This is a genomic window from Monashia sp. HAY1-11D (assembly GCF_056868035.1).
This window is the reverse complement of the sequence record NZ_CP200320.1, coordinates 2414141-2432687: the sequence shown is the minus strand read 5'-3', so window position 1 is coordinate 2432687 and position 18547 is coordinate 2414141. Positions and strand designations below refer to the sequence as shown.

Annotated in this window: 17 protein-coding genes and 1 pseudogene; 12 read left to right on the top strand and 6 right to left on the bottom strand. The window is 72.0% G+C overall.

Translation table 11 applies throughout. The annotated features are described in order from the left end of the window. Positions 1 to 23 precede the first annotated feature (23 nt). From AC1VM9_RS11225 to AC1VM9_RS11210, 4 genes are all read left to right on the top strand, one after another. Positions 24 to 1433, top strand: a complete 1410-nt coding sequence (locus AC1VM9_RS11225; protein WP_481343519.1) for an aspartate ammonia-lyase — start codon at positions 24 to 26, stop codon at positions 1431 to 1433. 91 nt (positions 1434 to 1524) lie between these two features. Then, positions 1525 to 3054, top strand: coding sequence for an amino acid permease (locus tag AC1VM9_RS11220; protein ID WP_481343518.1), 1530 nt, complete (start codon positions 1525 to 1527; stop codon positions 3052 to 3054). A 292-nt stretch (positions 3055 to 3346) separates the two neighbouring features. Beyond that, complete coding sequence (locus tag AC1VM9_RS11215) at positions 3347 to 3619, top strand: hypothetical protein (protein WP_483122684.1); 273 nt, start codon at positions 3347 to 3349, stop codon at positions 3617 to 3619. A 61-nt stretch (positions 3620 to 3680) separates the two neighbouring features. Continuing rightward, positions 3681 to 4535 carry a PaaX family transcriptional regulator gene (locus AC1VM9_RS11210; protein WP_481346176.1) on the top strand — a complete coding sequence of 285 codons (855 nt, stop codon included), beginning with the start codon at positions 3681 to 3683 and terminating at the stop codon, positions 4533 to 4535. On the opposite strand, the gene AC1VM9_RS11205 is transcribed toward AC1VM9_RS11210, so the two are convergent. After that, positions 4501 to 4929: a RidA family protein gene (locus AC1VM9_RS11205; protein WP_481343515.1), complete on the bottom strand. Its 429-nt coding sequence runs from the start codon at positions 4927 to 4929 to the stop codon at positions 4501 to 4503. The two genes, AC1VM9_RS11210 and AC1VM9_RS11205, sit on opposite strands and share 35 nt — an antisense overlap. Before the next feature lie 145 nt (positions 4930 to 5074). Here AC1VM9_RS11205 and AC1VM9_RS11200 point away from each other — a divergent pair, with 145 nt between their 5' ends. From AC1VM9_RS11200 to AC1VM9_RS11170, 7 genes are all read left to right on the top strand, one after another. After that, the gene (locus AC1VM9_RS11200; protein ID WP_483122683.1) at positions 5075 to 5899 is read left to right on the top strand and encodes a fumarylacetoacetate hydrolase family protein; all 825 of its coding nucleotides are present in this window, start codon (positions 5075 to 5077) and stop codon (positions 5897 to 5899) included. A 41-nt stretch (positions 5900 to 5940) separates the two neighbouring features. Beyond that, complete coding sequence (locus AC1VM9_RS11195; RefSeq protein WP_481343513.1) at positions 5941 to 6426, top strand: cupin domain-containing protein; 486 nt, start codon at positions 5941 to 5943, stop codon at positions 6424 to 6426. Further along, positions 6423 to 7349: an acyl-CoA thioesterase gene (locus tag AC1VM9_RS11190; protein WP_483122682.1), complete on the top strand. Its 927-nt coding sequence runs from the start codon at positions 6423 to 6425 to the stop codon at positions 7347 to 7349. Before AC1VM9_RS11195 ends, AC1VM9_RS11190 begins: the two co-directional genes overlap by 4 nt. Further along, positions 7349 to 9004 (top strand): AMP-binding protein, encoded by a 1656-nt coding sequence (locus AC1VM9_RS11185; protein ID WP_483122680.1) that lies wholly within the window; start codon positions 7349 to 7351, stop codon positions 9002 to 9004. Before AC1VM9_RS11190 ends, AC1VM9_RS11185 begins: the two co-directional genes overlap by 1 nt. Beyond that, entirely contained in the window at positions 9001 to 11397 is a 2397-nt protein-coding gene (locus AC1VM9_RS11180; protein WP_483122679.1) for a bifunctional salicylyl-CoA 5-hydroxylase/oxidoreductase, read from the top strand. The genes AC1VM9_RS11185 and AC1VM9_RS11180 overlap by 4 nt, the downstream gene beginning before the upstream one ends. Further along, on the top strand, positions 11394 to 11819 hold the full coding sequence (locus AC1VM9_RS11175; protein WP_481346181.1) for an acyl-CoA thioesterase: 426 nt from the start codon (positions 11394 to 11396) through the stop codon (positions 11817 to 11819). The genes AC1VM9_RS11180 and AC1VM9_RS11175 overlap by 4 nt, the downstream gene beginning before the upstream one ends. Before the next feature lie 159 nt (positions 11820 to 11978). Continuing rightward, complete coding sequence (locus AC1VM9_RS11170) at positions 11979 to 14300, top strand: ATP-binding protein (RefSeq protein WP_483122678.1); 2322 nt, start codon at positions 11979 to 11981, stop codon at positions 14298 to 14300. A gap of 58 nt (positions 14301 to 14358) precedes the next feature. Here AC1VM9_RS11170 and AC1VM9_RS11165 read toward each other — a convergent pair whose 3' ends face one another. The 3 genes and pseudogenes from AC1VM9_RS11165 to AC1VM9_RS11155 form a co-directional block, all read right to left on the bottom strand. Beyond that, positions 14359 to 14721, bottom strand: a complete 363-nt coding sequence (locus AC1VM9_RS11165) for a cupin domain-containing protein (RefSeq protein WP_481343472.1) — start codon at positions 14719 to 14721, stop codon at positions 14359 to 14361. Positions 14722 to 14762: 41 nt separating this feature from the next. Beyond that, a pseudogene (locus AC1VM9_RS11160) lies at positions 14763 to 16144 on the bottom strand (NAD-dependent succinate-semialdehyde dehydrogenase). A gap of 96 nt (positions 16145 to 16240) precedes the next feature. After that, positions 16241 to 16405 (bottom strand): hypothetical protein, encoded by a 165-nt coding sequence (locus AC1VM9_RS11155; protein ID WP_483122676.1) that lies wholly within the window; start codon positions 16403 to 16405, stop codon positions 16241 to 16243. On the opposite strand from AC1VM9_RS11155, the gene AC1VM9_RS11150 reads away from it, so the two are divergent. Beyond that, positions 16404 to 16895, top strand: a complete 492-nt coding sequence (locus AC1VM9_RS11150) for an Lrp/AsnC family transcriptional regulator (RefSeq protein WP_481346184.1) — start codon at positions 16404 to 16406, stop codon at positions 16893 to 16895. The two genes, AC1VM9_RS11155 and AC1VM9_RS11150, sit on opposite strands and share 2 nt — an antisense overlap. Positions 16896 to 16913: 18 nt before the next feature. On the opposite strand, the gene AC1VM9_RS11145 is transcribed toward AC1VM9_RS11150, so the two are convergent. Both AC1VM9_RS11145 and AC1VM9_RS11140 read right to left on the bottom strand, forming a co-directional pair. Continuing rightward, positions 16914 to 17789 (bottom strand): SGNH/GDSL hydrolase family protein, encoded by an 876-nt coding sequence (locus AC1VM9_RS11145; RefSeq protein WP_483122675.1) that lies wholly within the window; start codon positions 17787 to 17789, stop codon positions 16914 to 16916. 97 nt (positions 17790 to 17886) lie between these two features. Continuing rightward, on the bottom strand, positions 17887 to 18165 hold the full coding sequence (locus AC1VM9_RS11140) for a hypothetical protein (RefSeq protein WP_481343477.1): 279 nt from the start codon (positions 18163 to 18165) through the stop codon (positions 17887 to 17889). Positions 18166 to 18547 lie beyond the last annotated feature (382 nt).

The window sequence follows — 18547 nt, the reverse complement described above, 5'->3', positions numbered from 1 at the left end:
TGCCCGCCCCGCCAGGAGGAACCATGCCCCGCACCGAACACGACCTGCTCGGAGACCGCGACGTCCCCGACGACGCCTACTGGGGCGTCCACACGCTCCGCGCCGTCGAGAACTTCCCCATCACCGGCGAGACCATCGCCGGCAACCCGTACCTCGTGCGCGGGCTCGCCGCCGTCAAGCTCGCGGCGGCCCGCGCCAACCGCGACCTCGGGTTGCTCGACGAGCGGCGCTGCGGCGCCATCGAAGCCGCCTGCCTCGAGATCCTGGACGGCCGGCTCGCGGACCAGTTCGTCGTCGACGCCATCCAGGGTGGCGCCGGCACGTCGACGAACATGAACGCCAACGAGGTCATCGCCAACCGGGCCCTCGAGCTGCTCGGCGCGGCGCGCGGCGACTACGCGGTGCTCCACCCGAACGACCACGTCAACCTCAGCCAGTCGACCAACGACGTCTACCCGACGGCCGCGAACATCGCGACGATCCGCGCCCTCGCCGACCTGCTCGCGTCGGTCGACCACCTCGTCGCGGCCTTCCGCCGGAAGGCCGTCGAGTTCCACGACGTCGTCAAGATGGGGCGCACGCAGCTGCAGGACGCCGTGCCGATGACCGTCGGGCAGGAGTTCGCCGCGTACGCGGTGACGCTGGCCGAGGACCGCGACCGTCTCGCCGAGGCCGGCACCCTGCTCCACGAGATCAACCTCGGCGCGACGGCCATCGGCACCGGGCTCAACGCTCCCGCGGGCTACGCCGAGTCGGCGCGCCGCCACCTCGCCGAGATCACGGCCCTGCCGCTGACGACGAGCCCCGACCTCATCGAGGCCACGGCCGACGTCGGCGCCTTCGTCCACCTGTCCGGCGTGCTCAAGCGGGTCGCCGTCAAGCTGTCGAAGATCTGCAACGACCTGCGGCTGCTCTCGTCGGGGCCGCGAAGCGGACTGGCGGAGCTGAACCTGCCTGCCGTGCAGTCGGGGTCGTCGATCATGCCCGGCAAGGTCAACCCAGTGATCCCGGAGGTCGTCAACCAGGTCGCGTACGAGGTCATCGGCAACGACGTCACGGTGACCCTCGCCGCCGAGGGTGGTCAGCTGCAGCTCAACGCCTTCGAGCCGGTCATCGTTCACAGCCTCAACCGCAGCATCACCCACCTCGGCAACGCGTGCCGCGTGCTGGCCGACCGGTGCGTCGACGACATCACCGTCAACGCCGACCGGCTGCGCGCCTCCGTCGCGGGGTCGATCGGCCTGGTGACGGCGCTCAACCCGCACATCGGGTACGCGGCCGCGACGTCCGTGGCGACCGAGGCGCTGCTCACCGGGCGCGGCGTCGCCGAGCTCGTGCTCGAACGGGGTCTGCTGTCGGCCGACGAGCTCGAGGAGCTCATCCGGCCGGAGCGGCTCGCCAACCTGCCCGACTCCCGCCCGCAGCCCGTCTGACGCGGCGAGGTCCACACGCCAACGGCGTCGGCCGCCGGTCGCACGCTCCCCTCCGGATTCTCCTGTCACAGAAAGGCGCCCAATGACGAGCATGCCTGGAAGAACGACCAGAACCCAGCCACCGTCCGCTCCGCCGAACGCACCGGCGGCGGACGGCTCGCTGACCGACCGCGAGCAGAGCGGCTACCACAAGTCCCTCAAGCCCCGGCAGATCCGGATGATCGCGATCGGCGGTGCCATCGGGACGGGCCTGTTCCTCGGTGCCGGGGGACGCCTCGAGGCCGCAGGGCCGTCGCTCGCCCTGACGTACGCGGTGTGCGGCTTCTTCGCCTTCCTCATCCTGCGCGCTCTCGGCGAGCTCGTGCTCCACCGGCCCTCGTCGGGCTCGTTCGTGTCCTACGCCCGCGAGTTCTACGGCGAGAAGGCGGCGTTCGTCACGGGGTGGATGTACTGGCTCGTGTGGGCCACGACCGCCGTCGTCGACGTGACGGCCGTCGCGCTCTACATGAACTTCTTCGCGCGGTACTGGGCACCCATCGCGAGCGTCCCGCAGTGGGCCTTCGCCCTCGGCGCACTCGTGCTCGTCCTCGGCCTCAACCTCGTCAACGTCAAGGTCTTCGGCGAGCTCGAGTTCTGGTTCGCCCTGGTCAAGGTGGCCGCGCTCGTCATCTTCCTCGCGGTCGGGCTGTGGTTCCTCTTCTTCGGCACGCCGGTCGCCGGCCACCACCCGGGGCTGGGCCTGCTCGGCGCCAACGGTGGCATCTTCCCGCACGGCGTCCTGCCCGCGGTCGTCGTCGTGCAGGGCGTCGTCTTCGCCTACGCCTCGATCGAGCTCGTCGGCACGGCTGCGGGCGAGGCCGAGAACGCCCGCGTCGTCATCCCCAAGGCGATCAACACGGTCATCGTGCGCATCATCGTCTTCTACGTCGGGTCCGTCGTGCTGCTCTCGCTCCTGCTGCCGTACACGGCCTACAAGGCCGGCGAGAGCCCGTTCGTCACCTTCTTCGGGTCGATCGGCGTCGAGGGGGTCGACACCGCGATGAACCTCGTCGTCCTCACCGCAGCGCTGTCCTCGCTCAACGCCGGCCTCTACTCGACGGGCCGCATCATGCGCTCGATGGCGTTCTCCGGCTCGGCGCCGCAGTTCGCCGGACGGATGAGCCGCGGCGGCGTGCCCTACGGCGGCATCGTCATCACCGCCGCGGTCGCCCTCGTCGGTGTCCTGCTCAACGCGCTCGTGCCGGCCCAGGCCTTCGAGATCGTCCTCAACGTCGCGGCCCTCGGCATCGTCGCCGCGTGGGGGATGATCGTGCTGTGCCAGATGCGGCTCGTCGCCTGGGCGCGGGCGGGCCGGCTCGTGCGGCCCTCGTTCCGCCTCTTCGGGTCGCCGTTCACCGGGTGGCTCACCCTCGGGTTCCTCGCCGCGGTCATCGTCCTCATGGCCTTCGACCGCCCCGTCGGCACGTGGACGGTCGCCTCGCTCGCCGTCATCGTCCCGCTGCTCGCCGGAGGCTGGTTGCTCGCCCGCGACCGCATCCGGCGCATCGCCGCGGGTGAGGCAGCGCCGACGCACCCGACCCGACGGTCCGCCGCGCCGAGGCCGATCGTCGAGGAGGCCTGAGGCCGGGGGGGCGCCGCCTGAGCCCCCGTCGACCCCTGCGGTCCGACCCGTGTGCCGCCGAGCCCCGTCGGCGGCACACGTGCGCCGAGCGGGCGGTGTCCGTGGCCGACGAGAACACCTGCAGCAGAACGGCAACGGGCACCGAAGGTCTTGCGTCGTTCTTGTGCACTTCTTCGGGGGTCGCTCACGGCGGCGTTGCAGTTGGACCGGCATCGTGATGGGAAGGAAGCAGGACATCGCGCTTCCGGTCACCGGTCCGGCAGGACCACGCACAGTTGGGGGTCGAGCAGGCATGAACGCTCTCATGGTTCCGTCGGTCGTCGTTTCCATGGCCGTCCTGGCCGTCCTGGTCGGGCTGCTCGTCGGCAGGGCTCGCCACCACGCCGGCCGCCGCGCGGTGCAGGACCGGACGGTGGCGATGCTCGCTCCCGCGACGGTCTCCGCGGCCGGCGCCCACTGCGGCCGGTCCGGGCACCACTACCTCAGGCGGCAGACCGGCTGGTGCTGCGCGCGCTGCGGCCACGAGGTCGTGACCGAGGCTCGCTCGTCCGTGGCGGTCGGCTGAGCGCCTGAGGCCCACGAGGTCGTCACACGAGGGCGTGGCCGGGTCCCGATACTGTGCCCCCGTGACGACGGAACTCGACGGCGGTACGGAACGGGGTCCCCTACCGCCTCGCGCGCTCATCGTCACCCTGTTGGGCCTCTACGTCCGCGAGCTCGGCGGCTGGATCAGCGTCAGCGCGCTGATCCGCCTCATGGGCGCCGCCGGCGTCGACGAGCAGGCCGTCCGCTCGTCCCTGTCCCGCCTCAAGCGTCGCGGCATCGTCGAGGCCGAGCGCCGCGACGGCGCCGCCGGGTACGCCCTGTCCGACTACGCGCGCCGGCTGCTCGAGGTCGGCGACCGGCGCATCTTCGCGCCGCGCCGACAGCACGCGCACCACTGGGTCGTCGTCGTCTTCTCGGTGCCCGAGTCCGAACGCCAGAAGCGCCACGCGCTCCGGTCCCGCCTGTCCTGGCTGGGCTTCGGCACGGTGTCCTCGGGTGTGTGGATCGCTCCCGGACACCTGGCCGACGACGCCCGGGAGGTCCTGCTCGGCGACGGCCTGGAACCGTACGTCGACCTGTTCCGGGCGGAGTACCTCGCGTTCGGCGAACCGGCCGACAAGGTGGCCCGGTGGTGGGACCTGGGCGCGCTCGAGCTGCTCTACGCGGACTTCCTCGATTCCTACGAGCCGGCCCGCCGGGCCTGGGCCGAGCAGCCGCACGTGCCGGTCGGGCCCGCCGCGTTCGCCGACCACCTCCGCGCCCTGACCGCCTGGCGCCGCCTGCCCTACCTCGACCCCGGGCTGCCGACGGACCTGCTGCCGCCCGACTGGTCAGGCACCCGGGCGGCGGAGACCTTCTTCGCGCTGCACGCCATGCTGTCGGGGCCCGCCCACGACTTCGTCACCGACCAGGCCGGAGCCGCTCGTCGGGGATGACGGCGACGCCGACGATCTCGATGAGGGCCTCGGGCTGCCACAAGCCGGTCGTGCCGATGCCGGCCATCGCGGGGTACACGGGCCCGGCCAGCTCGCGCCACACCTGTCCGATCTCGCGGCCGTGGGCCTGGTAGTCCGGGATGTCGGTGAGGTAGATCGTGATGCTCACGAGGTCCTCCGGCCGGCCGCCCGCCTCGGCGAGGGTCGCGAGGACGTTGGAGAACGCCTGCCGGAACTGGGCGACGATCCCGCCCGGGACGATCTGCATGTCGGCGTCGAGGGCGGTCTGCCCGCCGAGGTAGAGCGTGTTGCCGCTCAGGGTGCCGTGCGAGTAGCCCCGCGGGGTGGGCAGCGCGGCCGGGTTGACCGGGATCGGCGTCGGGTCGGCGGACATGGGACCTCCAGGGTCGGGCAGTCGCTGGTCGTCGAACGGTGGTGGCGCCGCGGCTCTCGGGCGCCGGCCTGCCACCACGGCGGGGCGGCGACCTCAGGATAGACCACCTATTGATCTTTTTCGACGACCGTGACAATCTCGCTATATGCAGTTCGGCACCGTCGCCCACCGAGGCACCACGCACGCCGCGGCGTACACGGCAGACGGCTGGCGCGCGCTGCCCGCCCGGGACCTGTCCGAGCTCCTCTCCACCGGCGGCACCCTCGGGCAGGGGCAGCCGCTCGGTGCGCCGCTGCCGGACGCTCGGCCGGTGACACCACTGCCACGGCCGGCCAAGGTGGTCTGCTGCGGCCTCAACTACCGCGAGCACATCCTCGAGACCGGTCGCGAGCTGCCGCGGCACCCCACCCTGTTCGCCAAGTACGCCGACAGCCTCGTCGGGCCGACCGACGACGTCGTCATCGCACCCGGCACCCAGGTCGACTGGGAGGCCGAGCTCGCGGTCGTCGTCGGGGCGGAGGTCCGCAACGCGGACCGGGCCACGGCCGTGGCGGCCGTCGCCGGCTACACCGTGGCCAACGACGTCTCCGTGCGCGACTGGCAGTACCGCACGCTGCAGTGGTTCCAGGGCAAGGCGTGGGACCGCTCGACGCCCGTCGGGCCGGTGCTCGTCACCGCCGACGAGCTCGACCCGGCCGACGGCCTCACCATCACGTGCCGCGTCAACGGCGAGGAGGTCCAGCGCGACAGCACGGCGACCCTGCTGTTCGACGCCGCCGAGCTCGTCTCCTACATCTCCCGCTTCACCGTCCTGCGCCCCGGTGACCTCGTCCTCACCGGCACCCCCGGCGGCGTCGGCGTCAGCCGCGACCCGCAGCGCTTCCTCGGTGACGGCGACGTCCTCGAGACGGAGATCGAGGGGATCGGCCTGCTGCGCAACGTCGTCCGCGTCGGACCACCCCTCGACTGATCCCCTCCCACGGAACGACCTCTGACACAAGGAGACCCATCATGGAGCCCGACCTCAGCAAGTACCAGCTCGTCGGCGACAACTCGATCTACGCGGATGCGAACGGACTGGTCGTGCCGGTCGTCACGCGGGGCGGGCACGAGGTGGGCGACACCGGCCAGTCCAGCGGCGCCACGCGAGTCTCCGGCGTCAGCATCCAGCACACGCCGGCGACGCGCCTGTGGTTCGGCAAGGTCAGCAACGACCCCGGGTACCGGTCCGTGCCGCACCACCACGGGGAGGCCGAGACCGGCGGCTACGTGCTGTCCGGCCGCGCCCGCATCTACTTCGGCGAGCGCTTCGAGGACTACATCGACATGGAAGAGGGCGACTGGGTCTTCGTGCCGCCGTTCATGCCGCACGTCGAGTGCAACCTCGACCGCAACAACCCCCTGACGTGGATGACGGCACGCACCCCCGAGAACATCGTCGTCAACCTCCCGCAGGTCGCCGATGCCGAGCTGCGGCACTGGGTGGACCGTCCGTGAGCGGGCCGACCTCGGAGACCCTCACGGCGGCCCTGGCCCTGACGCCCACCGCCGCCGAGCACTTCGACCTGGCCTGGAGCGCCACCACCCAGCCCTGCCCGTGGCCCAAGGCCTACGGCGGCGACATGGTCGCGCAGGCAGCGGCCGCCGCGATGCTGAGCGTCACCGACGGCAAGGTCATGCACTCGATGCACAGCTACTTCATGCGGCCCGTCGACATCGCCGCGCCGGTGACGTACGAGGTGGAGGTGCTGCGCGACGGGCGCGGCTACGCGACCCGCCACGTGCGGGCCTTCCAGAACGGCAGGCCCGCGTACGTGGGCCTCGCCGGCTTCGCCGCCGGCGAGGACGGAGGTCGCTACGCGGCCGCCCCGGTAGCCGCCGTCCCGGGACCCGAGTCGCTGCCCACCTCGGCGGACTACCTGGCCGGGCACGACCCCGGGGACGGCTCCACGATGACGGCAGAGTCCAAGGAGTACTGGTCGGGCGGGCGCAGCTTCGACATGCGCCACGTGCCGGGCCCGGTCTACCTGCGGGTCGACGGCGGCCGGGTACCGCACCAGGCCCTGTGGGTGCGACCGTTCGATGCCCTGCGCCCGGTCGACGGCCTCACCGACGCCCAGCGCGACCTCGCCGCCATCGCCTACGTCTGCGACTACACGATCCTCGAGCCGGTCCTGCGCGTGCTCGACCTGCAGTGGGCGAAGCCCGGCCTCGTGACCGCCAGCCTCGACCACGCCATGTGGTTCCACCGCCAGCCGGAGCCGGGGGTGCTCGACGGCTGGCTGCTCTACGCGCAGGAGGCCGTCTCGGCCGACGCCGGGCGCGGCGTCGGCCTCGGTCGCTTCTTCACGCCGGACGGCGAGCACCTGGCGACCGTCGTCCAGGAGGGCATGATCCGCGCCAACAGAGGGAGCCACTGATGCCCAACTCCGCCCGACCCGCCCTGGAACCGAGCGCGTACACCGACACCTTCGCCCGCGACCACCTGCCGCCCGACGGGCTGTGGCCGACGCTGGAGTTCACCACCCCCGAGCTGCAGTACCCGGCGCGCCTCAACGCCGCGACCGAGCTGCTCGACGCGGCCGTGGACCGTCACGGCGCCGACCGCCCCGCAGTGCGCGCCACCGACGGCACGGTGTGGACCTACGGCGACCTGCAGCGGCGCGCCAACCAGGTCGCGGCGGTGCTCACCGAGGACCTCGGGCTGGAGCCGGGCAACCGCGTCCTGCTCCGCTCGCCGAACAACCCGTGGACCGTCGCGGCGTGGCTGGGGACCCTCAAGGCCGGTGGCGTGGTCGTCACGACGATGGCCGCCCTGCGGGCCCGCGAGCTCGGCCCCATCGTGGAGAAGACCCGACCGGTGGTCGCCCTCGTCGACCACCGGTTCACCGAGGAGGTCGAGACGGTGCGCGACACCGTGGCGGGCGGCCTCGTCGTCGTCCCCTACGGCGGCGACACCGACGCCGACCTGACCCGACGCGTCGCGTCCAAGCCGGGCGAGTACCGAGGCGTGGACACGGCGGCCGACGACGTCGCGCTCCTCGGGCCGACCTCCGGCAGCACCGGCGTGCCGAAGGTCACGATGCACTTCCACCGTGACCTCCTGTCCATCGACAACACGTTCGGACGCCACATCCTGCGCCTGGAGCCGGACGACGTCGTCGCCTGCACGGCTCCCTTCGCCTTCACCTTCGGCCTGGGCATGCTCGTCGTCTTCACCCTCCGGGCCGGCGCCTGTGCCCTGCTCACCGAGAGCACGACGCCCGTCCAGCTCGCGGAGGTCGTCGAGCAGCACGGCGTGACCGTCCTCGCGACCGCGCCCACGGCGTACAAGCAGATCATCAGGGGCGGCCACCTGGCGAGGCTGGCCGGGCTGCGCAAGGCCGTCAGCGCCGGCGAGCACCTCCCCCAGGAGGTCTGGCAGAGGATCCGTTCCGAGCTCGGGCTGTCGGTCATCGACGGCATCGGCGCGACCGAGATGCTGCACATCTTCATCTCCGCCCCGGAGGGCGAGATGCGGCCCGGGAGCACCGGTCGACCGGTCCCCGGCTACCGTGCCACGATCCTCGGCCCCGACTCGACGCCGGTTCCCCCGGGCACCGAGGGCCGCCTGGCCGTCATCGGCCCCGTCGGCTGCCGCTACCTCGACGACGACCGACAGTACGCCTACGTCGTGGACGGCTGGAACGTCACCGGTGACACCTTCGTCGAGGACGAGGACGGCTACTTCTTCTACCGCGCACGCACCGACAGCATGATCGTGTCCTCCGGCTACAACATCGGCGCGCCGGAGGTGGAGGAGGCGATCGACGCCCATCCCGATGTCGTCGAGACCGGTGTCGTGGGCGAGCCGGACCCCGAACGCGGCTCGGTGGTCAGCGCCTTCGTCGTGCTCCGCGAGGGGGTCGTCGGCGACGAGGCCAAGGCGCGCGAGATCCAGGAGTTCGTCAAGGCGACCCTCGCCCCGTACAAGTACCCGCGCCGAGTGCGCTTCGTCGAGCAGCTGCCCCGCAACACCAGCGGCAAGCTCCAGCACTACAAGCTGCGTGAGCTGGTCAAGGAGATGTCGTCATGAGAGTCGCGATCGTCGGTGGGGGCCCGGGTGGCCTGTACCTGGCCGCCCTGATGAAGCAGCTGGACGCCGGCCACGAGGTGAACGTGTGGGAGCGCAACGCCCCCGACGACACCTTCGGCTTCGGGGTCGTGTTCTCCGACGAGACCCTCGGTGGCATCGAGAGCGCCGACACCGCGATCTACCGCGCGATGGAACGCCGGTTCGCCCGATGGACCGACATCGACGTGTCGGTCGACGGCGTCCCCTCGACGATCGGCGGCCAGGGGTTCGCGGCGATGAGCCGCAAGGAGCTGCTCCGCATCCTCCAGGCGCGGGTGGCCGAGCTCGGCGTGCAGGTGCACTACCGCACCGAGGCACCCGACGCGGACCTGCTCCGGGCGCAGTACGACCTCGTCGTCGCCGCCGACGGGCTCAACTCGCAGGTGCGGACGCGGTACGCCGACGCCTTCGGTCCGAGCCTGGACCGGCGCCACAACAAGTACATCTGGTTCGGCACCGACCTGGTGTTCGAGGCGTTCCAGTTCATCGTCCGCAACACGCAGTGGGGGACGATGCAGATCCACGGCTACCCCTACTCCGACCAGGGATCGACGTTCATCGTGGAGATGCACGAGGACGTCTGGCGCCGAGCCGGTTTCGACCGCACCGAGGAGGAGGTGCTCCCGCCCGGGGTCTCCGACGACTACGCGGTCGGGCGCGTGGCGGAGATCTTCGCCGAGGACCTCCGCGGCCACCGCATCCTCACCAACAACTCCAAGTGGCTGAGCTTCACGACGGTGCGCAACGACCGCTGGCACGACGAGAACGTCGTCCTGCTCGGCGACGCGGCGCACACGGCCCACTTCTCCATCGGTTCGGGGACCAAGCTCGCCATGGAGGACGCCCTGGCCCTGGCGGCCTGCCTGCACGAGCACGACTCGGTGCCCGAAGCCCTCGCCGCCTACCAGGTGGAGCGCAAGCCCGTCGTCGAGTCGACCCAGCGGGCGGCGCAGGCGAGCCTCGAGTGGTTCGAGAACATCGGGATGTACGCCGGCCAGGACACCGACGAGTTCACGTTCAACCTGCTCACGCGGTCGCGGCGGATCACCTTCGAGAACCTCAAGGACCGGGACGCGGAGTTCGCCCGGCGCATCGAGGCCGGCTTCGCCCGGCGCAGCGGCTCGGGCGAGGAGGCGCCGGCGATGTTCCAGCCGACGCGGATCGGCGCTCTCGAGCTGAAGAACCGGATCGTCCTGTCCCCCATGGACATGTACTCCGCCGTCGACGGGGTCCCGGGCGAGTTCCACCTCGTGCACCTGGGCTCCAAGGCGCTCGGCGGTGCCGGGCTCGTCATGTCCGAGATGACGTGCGTGTCCCCCGAAGGTCGCATCACGCCGGGCTGCCCGGGACTGTGGTCCGACGAGCAACGCGACGCGTGGGCGCGGGTGACCGCGTTCGTCCACGAGCACAGCACGGCCCGGATCGGCCTGCAGCTGGGCCACTCCGGGCGCAAGGGCTCCACCAGGCTCATGTGGGAGGGCATGGACGAGCCACTCGGAGAAGGCAACTGGGAGGTCGTCGGCCCCTCGGCGCTGCCCTACGGCGAGGGTTGCCACGTGCCGCGCGAGATGACCCGGGCGGACATGGACCGCGTCGTCAGCGAGTTCCGGGACGCCGCCCGTCGCGGTGTGGAGGCCGGGTTCGACCTCGTCGAGGTGCACGCGGCGCACGGCTACCTGCTCTCCTCGTTCCTGTCCCCCATCTCCAACCTGCGGACCGACGACTACGGCGGCACGCCGGAGAACCGGCTGCGGTTCCCCCTCGAGGTGTTCGACGCGGTGCGCGGTGCCGTGCCGGCGAGCGTCCCGGTCACGGTCCGCATCTCCGCGACGGACTGGGCGCCGGACGGCAACACCGAGCACGACGCGGTCCAAATCGCGCGCGCCTTCATCGAGCACGGTGCGGCCGCCATCGACGTGTCGTCCGGGCAGGTCACCAAGGAGGAGAAGCCGGCGTTCGGGCGGTCCTACCAGACGCCGTTCGCGGACCGGATCCGTCACGAGGTGGCGCGCCCGGCCGGTGTGGCCGTCATCGCCGTCGGGGCCATCTCCTCCTACGACGACGTCAACTCCATCCTGCTCGCCGGCCGCGCCGACCTCTGCGCCCTCGGACGCACGCACCTCTACGACCCGCAGTGGACCCTGCACGCCGCAGCCGAACAGGGGTACGTCGGGCCCGCCGCGGAGTGGCCGACGCCGTGGAAGGCGGGTCGGCGCCGTCCGCCGACGTCGCGCACCGACAAGATCCCGCCCCGGCTCGCACTGCTGCGCGACGCGGGTTCGGACGACGTGCACCTCCGGTGGCGCCCCGGTGCCCCTGCGGCCACTCCCGCGGAAGACGTCGTGTCGGTGTGAACGGCCGCCCGCTCGCCCACGCGTCCGTGCGGTCGCGGATCGAGTGGATCGACACCGACGCGGCCGGGATCTACCACAACAGCACGGTGGTGCGGCTGGTCGAGACCGTCGAGGCCGCGCTGGTGCGCGACCGCGGCCTCGACGGCTACTTCCCCGTGGCCCCCAGGGTCCGCTACGAGGCGGACTTCGAGGCGCCGCTGTTCTTCGGGCAGGAGGTCACGACGACCCTTGCCGTCACCGAGCTGGGCACCACCTCGATGACCTTCTCCTTCGAGGTCTGGGGTGAGGCCTTCGAGGGCGCGCCGCGCACGCGCGCGGCGCGGGGGCGCTACGTCACCGTGCACCTGGACCGGGACGGGTCGGGCCGGGCCACGACCTCCCCGTGGCCCGCCGACTGGGTCGAGAAGCTCTCCCGCGCCTGACCGGCGACAGCACACCCGAGGTTGCTGCTCCCGGTCCGGCAACCGGCCGGATGTCGCGCGCGGACGCAGGCGAGTGTGGCTCCATTGACAGGACCCTGACCGGGCCGCAGGCTCGGGGGAGCAGGCCACCCCCGGGGTCGTCGAACGGAGTCCATGGGCATGACGATGGTGAAGGCGGAGCCCCGCAACGCCCTGCCCGCGGAGCTGACCAGCTTCGTCGGCCGGCGTCACCAGCTCGTCGAGATCCGGCGCCTGCTCGCCACCAGCCGACTGCTGACGCTGACCGGGATGGGCGGCGTCGGCAAGACCCGCCTCGCCCTGAGGACGGCCGGGGGCGTGCGGCGTGCCTTCCCCGACGGCGTCTGGTTCGTCGAGCTGGCGGCGCTGAACGAACCGCAGCTGCTGCCGCACACGGTCGCGAGCGCCCTGGGCCTGCACAACGTCTCCGAGGCGCCGCTCGCCGACCTGGCCGACCACCTCCAGGACAAGCAGCTGCTCCTGGTCCTCGACAACTGCGAGCACCTGACCGAGGCGTGCGCCGTCGTCGTCGGCAAGCTGCTCGCCGCGGCACCGGCGCTCCACGTCCTGGCGACCAGTCGGCACGTCCTCGGCGTCGAGGGCGAACAGGTCCTTGCCATCCCGCCACTCGCCACCCCCGGAGAGGTCGACGGTCGGGGCGGCGACGCCAGGCAGTACGAAGCGGTCGCCCTGCTCGCCGACCGGGCCACTGCTGTCGATCCCGGTTTCCGGGTCACCGACGAGAACCGGGACGGGGTGGTCGAGCTCTGCCGGCGGCTGGACGGACTACCGCTCGCACTCGAGCTCGCCGCGGTGTGGCTGCGGGCTCTGTCGCCGGCGGAGGTGCTGGACCGGCTCGACGACCGCTTCCAGCTGCTCACGAGCGCACGCCGCGCCGTCCCGGCCCGGCAGCGGGCGCTGGAGACGGCCGTCGCGTGGAGCTTCGACCTGTGCTCGCCGGACGAGCAGCTCCTGTGGACCCGCCTGTCCGTCTTCACGGGTGGCTTCGACCTGCAGGCGGCCGAGGAGGTCTGCGCGGGAGACGGCCTCGACCGGGCGGACGTGCTCCCGGCCCTGGCGGGCCTCGTGGACAAGTCGATCGTCGGTCGGGAGCACGACCTGGAACGGGGCGCCGCGTGGTACCGGATGCTGGAGACGATCCGGGAGTACGGGGCTCGACGGCTGTCCCCACCGCAGGCCCGCGCGATCCGCCTGCGCCACCGAGAGCACTACCGACGGCTGGCGAACGCGTTCGCCACGGAGTTCCTCACCCCCCGCCAGGCCGAGTGGTACGTCCGGATGGGCCGGGAGCACGGCAACGTCCGCACGGCGCTGGACTTCTGTCTCACCGAACCCGGGGAGGCGTCGGCGGCCCTCGACATCGCCGCCGCGCTGTGGCCCTTCTGGCACGCCGGCCACCTCCAGGAGGGGTACCGCTACCTGCTCCGGGGCCTGGAGCGCGCGCCCGAGCCGACGCACAGCCGGGGGTACGCGCTGTTCGCGACGAGCAACCTGGCCATCCACCTGAGCGAGTTCGACCGGGCCCGAGCCCTGCTCGCCGAGGCCGGCCACCTCGCCGACCTGCTCGGTGACGAGCTGCTGGCCAGCCGGGTCAAGCAGTGCGAAGGACACGTGCGGCTGCACAGCGGACACCCGGCCGAAGCCGTGCCGTTCCTCGAGGCCGCGCGCGCCGATGCCCGACGACTGGGCGCGACGAGGGACGAGTGGCGGATCCTGAACCTCCACACGCTGGCCCTGATGTTCCTCGGGGACCCCCGGGCCGAGGACCTCGGCCGCGAGTCCCTGCGGCTGGCCGAACAGCACGAGGCCGACTCGTCGAAGGGGTGGTCCCTCTGGGGCCTCGGTCTGGCGCAGTGGCGTGCCGGTCGGCACGAGGACGCGGCCCGTTCGCTGCGCGACGGCGTCCGGCTGTTCCAGCCCATGGAGAACCTCGACGGGCTGAGCGTCTGCGTCGAGGCTCTCGCGTGGTGTGCCGCGTCCACCTCCCCCGACGAGCACGCGGCGCTCCTGACAGGGGCGGCGGAAGCCGTCTGGCGGGCGATCGGTGGGAACTTCTCGCAGGCGATCTACCGAGACCTCGGCCGGCGCGCGCAGGAGCAGGTGCGGTCGGCCATCGGTGACCGGCGTTTCGACGCGGCGTTCGCGCAGGGCGCGGCGTACTCCATGGACCAGGTGGTGGCCCTGGCGCTGTCCCGGGCTGCCTCCGACCGGGGCTCGGTGCGCGGCCCGGCGCCGCGGACGGCCACCCCCGGCGGCCTGACCCGCCGGGAGTGGGAGATCGCCCAGCTACTCGCCGAGGGCCTGAGCAACAAGGAGATCGCGGCCCGGCTCGTCATCGCACCGCGGACCGCCGAGACCCACGTCGAGCACATCCTCACCAAGCTCGGGTTCACCTCCCGGACGCAGGCGAGCGCTTGGGTGCTCGACCAGCAGGGTCGCTGACGCGCCGGGACGCAGCCCGGCCGGCGTACGCCCGTGGGCGCACGCCGGCCGACTCCCCTCAGGCGTCGCCGGCCGGTACGCCGATGCTGTAGACCTTCCGGATGGTCTCGGTGACGTCCCAGCGCCCCGACCAGCCGCGCGGCTGCACGACGACGTCCCCGGCGGAGATCTCGTAGCGGTGCCCGGTCTCGCCGTCGGTGATGGTCGCCCGGCCACTGAGGATGTAGCAGGTCTCGGTGTCGGCGCGGTCGACGACCGGCCACCCGCCCGGCTCGCACTCCCAGATGCCGACCCGGACGTCACCCGGCGTGTCGAAGGCCAGCGACGAGATCTGGGGGTCGCCGCTGTCGGCGCCGGGGCGCTGGCCCCTGGGCTCGAGGGCCCCCGTGACGACCGTGGCGGGCTGGTGGACGTAGGACATGCGGAGTTTCCTTTCGGGCGTTCGGCTCTCGATGACGGCGGTCATCGCGCCTGGACGTAGAACAGGCGTCTGTTGACGAACTCGTGGATGCCGAGCGGGCCGAGCTCGCGGCCGAAGCCGGAGCGCTTGATGCCGCCGAAGGGCAGGTCGGGGCCCGATGGGGTGGGGGTGTTGACCGCGGCCATGCCGACCTCGAGCCGCGCGGCGACGCGGGCGGCGCGCTGCTCGTCGGTGCTCCAGACCGAGCCCCCGAGACCGAGGTCGACCGCGTTGGCCAGCGCCACCGCTTCGTCGTCACTGCCGACCCGGTACACCACGGCGACCGGGCCGAAGCGTCCTCGCGGTAGGCCCGCATCTGGGGCGTGACGTCGGTGAGGACCGCGGGCGCGAAGTAGGCGCCGTGCTCGGAGACCAGCTCGCCGCCGACGTGCAGCGTGGCGCCCTGGGCGACGGCGTCCTGGACCTGGGCAAGCAGCGTCTCGGCCGCCCGGCGGGACACCATCGGGGAGTAGGCCGTGTCGGAGTCGTCACCCGGACCCCGCGGGGTCATCGCCGAGGCCTGCTTGACGAGCGTGGCCACGAAGTCGTCGTAGATGTCGTCCATGACGATCATCCGCTTGTTGGAGTTGCAGGCCTGGCCGACGTTGGCGACCCGGGTCGCCCAGGCCTGCTCGGCGGCGGCGGCCACGTCGTCGGCGTCGAGCACGATGTACGGGTCGGAGCCGCCGAGCTCGAGGACGACCTTCTTCAGGTGCCGCCCGGCGGCCTCCGCGACCGCAGCACCGGCCCGTTCGGAGCCGGTGAGCGAGACACCCCGGACGCGGGGGTCGGCGATCATGGTGGCGACCTGCTCGTGGGTGGCGAAGAGGTTGAGGTAGACGCCCTCGGGGACGCCGGCGTCCCGCATCAGCTCGGCGATGGCCAGCGCCGACGTTGGGCAGTTCTCGGCGTGCTTGACCAGGATGGTGTTGCCGGCCAGCAGGTTCGGGGCGGCGAACCGGGCGACCTGCGAGTACGGGTAGTTCCACGGCATGACGCCCAGCAGCGGGCCCATCGGGAGGTGCTCGATGCGGGCGCCGTCGCGGCCGGGCAGCGGCTGGTCGGCCAGCAGCGCCGGGCCGTGGGCGGCGTAGTAGTCGAAGATCGTGGAGCAGTACGCGGCCTCGCCGCGCGCAGAGGAGGGCCGCTTGCCCATCTCGCGCGTGACCAGCGCGCCCAGCTCGGAGGCGCGTTCGGTGAACAGCACGCCCACCCGCCCGACGATCGCCGCACGCTCCTCGACCGGGCGGGCCCGCCAGGCCTCGAAGGCCTCGAAGGAGGCGGTCAGCGCTGCCTCGACGTCTGCATCACTGGCAAACGGAAAGCGGTCGGCCACCTGCCCGGTGGCCGGGTCGGTGACCTGGTACGGCGGTGTCTGGGTCATGTCCTTCTCCCGGTGGTGCGGTGGTGGGGTGCAGGGTGGGCCGGCCCCACCCGGCGGCGAACGGCAGGAACCACGGCGGAACGCTAGTGCGGCGGGTCAGGGCGGATCCAGCCTGACCGCCATCTGCTGGACGACTTCGATCGGAAGGCCCTCTTGCCTGGACAGATCGCGCGCGTGGTCGTGGTCTGCGTCGAAGCAGTCCGGCATTATCGAGATATCGTCAGGTGCGGCGACCGGTTCGACCTCGAGGAGGAACGTCATGGCGAAGGTTGCGGTCGACGACATCGACCTGGCTCTGCTCGGCGCCCTCCAGGCCGATGCTCGGGCGCCGGTCGAGACGCTGTGCAAGGCGGCACGGGTGTCCCGGGGCACGGCCTATGCCCGGTTGGCCCAGCTCCGCGAGGCCGGCGTCATCCAGAGCCTGACCGTCGCGGTCGACCCGTACAAGGTCGGCCTGTCCCTCGCCGCGCTCGTGCTGCTGCGGGCGAGCACGGAGAAGTTCTGGCGATGGACGGAGTTCGCCGCCACCTTCGAGGAGATGCCGGAGGTGGAGTTCGCCGCAGACCTGGCCGGCGAGTTCGACATGGTCCTGCTGACCCGCTTCCGCGACGCCGACCACCTGCGGGCCTTCCTTCAGGAGGACCTGCGCCGTGTTCCCGGCATCGCCGGCATCCGGACCTTCCTAGTCCTCAACGAGACGCCACGACGTTCCGGGTTGCTGCCGCAGCGGACGCGCGAAGAGGCCGACTGACGCGCGGCCGCGAGCAGGTCATCCGAGCTCGAGCTTCCACCGGGCGACGTCGAGCGGCCCTCGGGTGGCGGCCCGGCGCAGGAGCTCCCGGGTGCGACGGGTCGCCTCGCCGATGGACCACGGGCCGAGGTCCCGGACCCGGCGGCCCAACCAGGGGGCGACGTCGGCGACCAGGGTGCGGGCCAGGTCCCGGCGCCTCGGGGGCTCGCCCGTGCAGGCCATCGAGGGAAGGCCGAACCGCAGGCCCTCCTCGACGAGCAGCTCACCGGCGAGCCGCGCGAGCCGTCGGTGGCCCAGCTCGGAGGGGTGCATCCGGTCGGCGGCCCAGAGGTCCCGCGAGTAGATGTCCTGGTCGGCGGACAGGTCGAGCCGAAGCACGCCGTACCTCTCGTGCACCTCGTCGTAGATCTCGTTGAGGACCTCGATGCGGCGCCGCACGGGACGCGCCAGGACCTCCGGCAGACCCAGGACGCGCGCGTGGTCGTGGAACCTCACCGTCACCAGCAGGGTGCCCTGGCGGGCCAGCTCCCCCGCGCAGAACAGCAGGTCCCGTCGGATCTGCTCGGGGTCCCACGTGGAGCGGAAGACGTCGTTGATGCCGACCACCAGCGAGGCCAGCACCGGGCGGTGGTCGAGGGCGTCCGCCAGCTGCCGCCGCCGGACGTCGGCCACCGTGGCGCCGGGGACGGCGAGCTTGCAGAAGGAGACGTAGTGGTCCGTCGCCATCGAGTCGGCGAGGATCCTGGCCCAGCCGCGCCATCCGTCGGGCGTCGCGTCTCCGACGCCGCACGAGGCCGAGTCGCCCAGCGCGACGAACCGGATGTAGTCACGGGCGGCACCCCGCCGCCCCGGGGCGGACGCGTCGTCGCTGCGCGGTGCCTGGGAGTCGTCCATGACCTTCACCTCCTTGTCCTTGCTGCTGGACCTCGCTCCAGCGTCGTCCCTCGGTGGTGTCGCGACATCCGGGGAGTTACGGAGATCGCTACGGATTTCAGCCGGCGAGCGCGCTCGTCCAGCGGGGGCGAGCACCCGGCTCCGACGCGGCGCGGGCGACGAGGATCGCCCCGGTGACGTGCTCGACGTAGGGCAGGTCGACGCGCTGGATCCAGACCGTGGAGTTCATCCCCACCTCCACCGACACCAGGGCGTGGGCGATGCCCTCCGTGTCGAACACGAGGTCGCCCACCGACAGCTCCGTCACGGGGACGACGCTGACGTCGAGCGCTGGGGCGTGGGTCTCGACCCGGTAGGCCGTGGGTGCGATGGACATGGGGAGCTCCTCGGGTGGAACGCGGCTAGTCGGTGGTCCTGACGGTGCGCCGAGGACAGGCGCTGCGTCTGGTCGGGTTCTGCATCACGTCTTCCACGGTCGCGGTCGGCCGACCTCGGCGAATCGGGGGAGATACGTAGACGGGCACGTATTCCGTCCACGTACGTGGTCGGCCCCTTGACCGCCCCAGGTGGCACTGACAGAGTCGAAGCGCTTCGACTCGAAGCGCTTCGACACCTATCAGGAGGACAGCGTGGTCCACCCCCCACGATCTGTGAGACGTAGGCAGACCCGAAGGACGGCCGCCCTCGCGGCGGCCGTCGTCGTCGCGGCCACCGGAGCGCTCGTCGCTCCGCGCGCCGCCACCGGTGCGGTCGTCACC

Coding starts and splice junctions, on each gene's coding strand:
- AC1VM9_RS11225 (WP_481343519.1), top strand. CDS start 24: ATGCCCCGCACCGAACACGACCTGCTCGGAGACCGCGACGTCCCCGAC.
- AC1VM9_RS11220 (WP_481343518.1), top strand. CDS start 1,525: ATGCCTGGAAGAACGACCAGAACCCAGCCACCGTCCGCTCCGCCGAAC.
- AC1VM9_RS11215 (WP_483122684.1), top strand. CDS start 3,347: ATGAACGCTCTCATGGTTCCGTCGGTCGTCGTTTCCATGGCCGTCCTG.
- AC1VM9_RS11205 (WP_481343515.1), bottom strand. CDS start 4,929: ATGTCCGCCGACCCGACGCCGATCCCGGTCAACCCGGCCGCGCTGCCC.
- AC1VM9_RS11200 (WP_483122683.1), top strand. CDS start 5,075: ATGCAGTTCGGCACCGTCGCCCACCGAGGCACCACGCACGCCGCGGCG.
- AC1VM9_RS11195 (WP_481343513.1), top strand. CDS start 5,941: ATGGAGCCCGACCTCAGCAAGTACCAGCTCGTCGGCGACAACTCGATC.
- AC1VM9_RS11185 (WP_483122680.1), top strand. CDS start 7,349: ATGCCCAACTCCGCCCGACCCGCCCTGGAACCGAGCGCGTACACCGAC.
- AC1VM9_RS11180 (WP_483122679.1), top strand. CDS start 9,001: ATGAGAGTCGCGATCGTCGGTGGGGGCCCGGGTGGCCTGTACCTGGCC.
- AC1VM9_RS11170 (WP_483122678.1), top strand. CDS start 11,979: ATGACGATGGTGAAGGCGGAGCCCCGCAACGCCCTGCCCGCGGAGCTG.
- AC1VM9_RS11165 (WP_481343472.1), bottom strand. CDS start 14,721: ATGTCCTACGTCCACCAGCCCGCCACGGTCGTCACGGGGGCCCTCGAG.
- AC1VM9_RS11150 (WP_481346184.1), top strand. CDS start 16,404: ATGGCGAAGGTTGCGGTCGACGACATCGACCTGGCTCTGCTCGGCGCC.
- AC1VM9_RS11155 (WP_483122676.1), bottom strand. CDS start 16,405: ATGACGTTCCTCCTCGAGGTCGAACCGGTCGCCGCACCTGACGATATC.
- AC1VM9_RS11145 (WP_483122675.1), bottom strand. CDS start 17,789: ATGGACGACTCCCAGGCACCGCGCAGCGACGACGCGTCCGCCCCGGGG.
- AC1VM9_RS11140 (WP_481343477.1), bottom strand. CDS start 18,165: ATGTCCATCGCACCCACGGCCTACCGGGTCGAGACCCACGCCCCAGCG.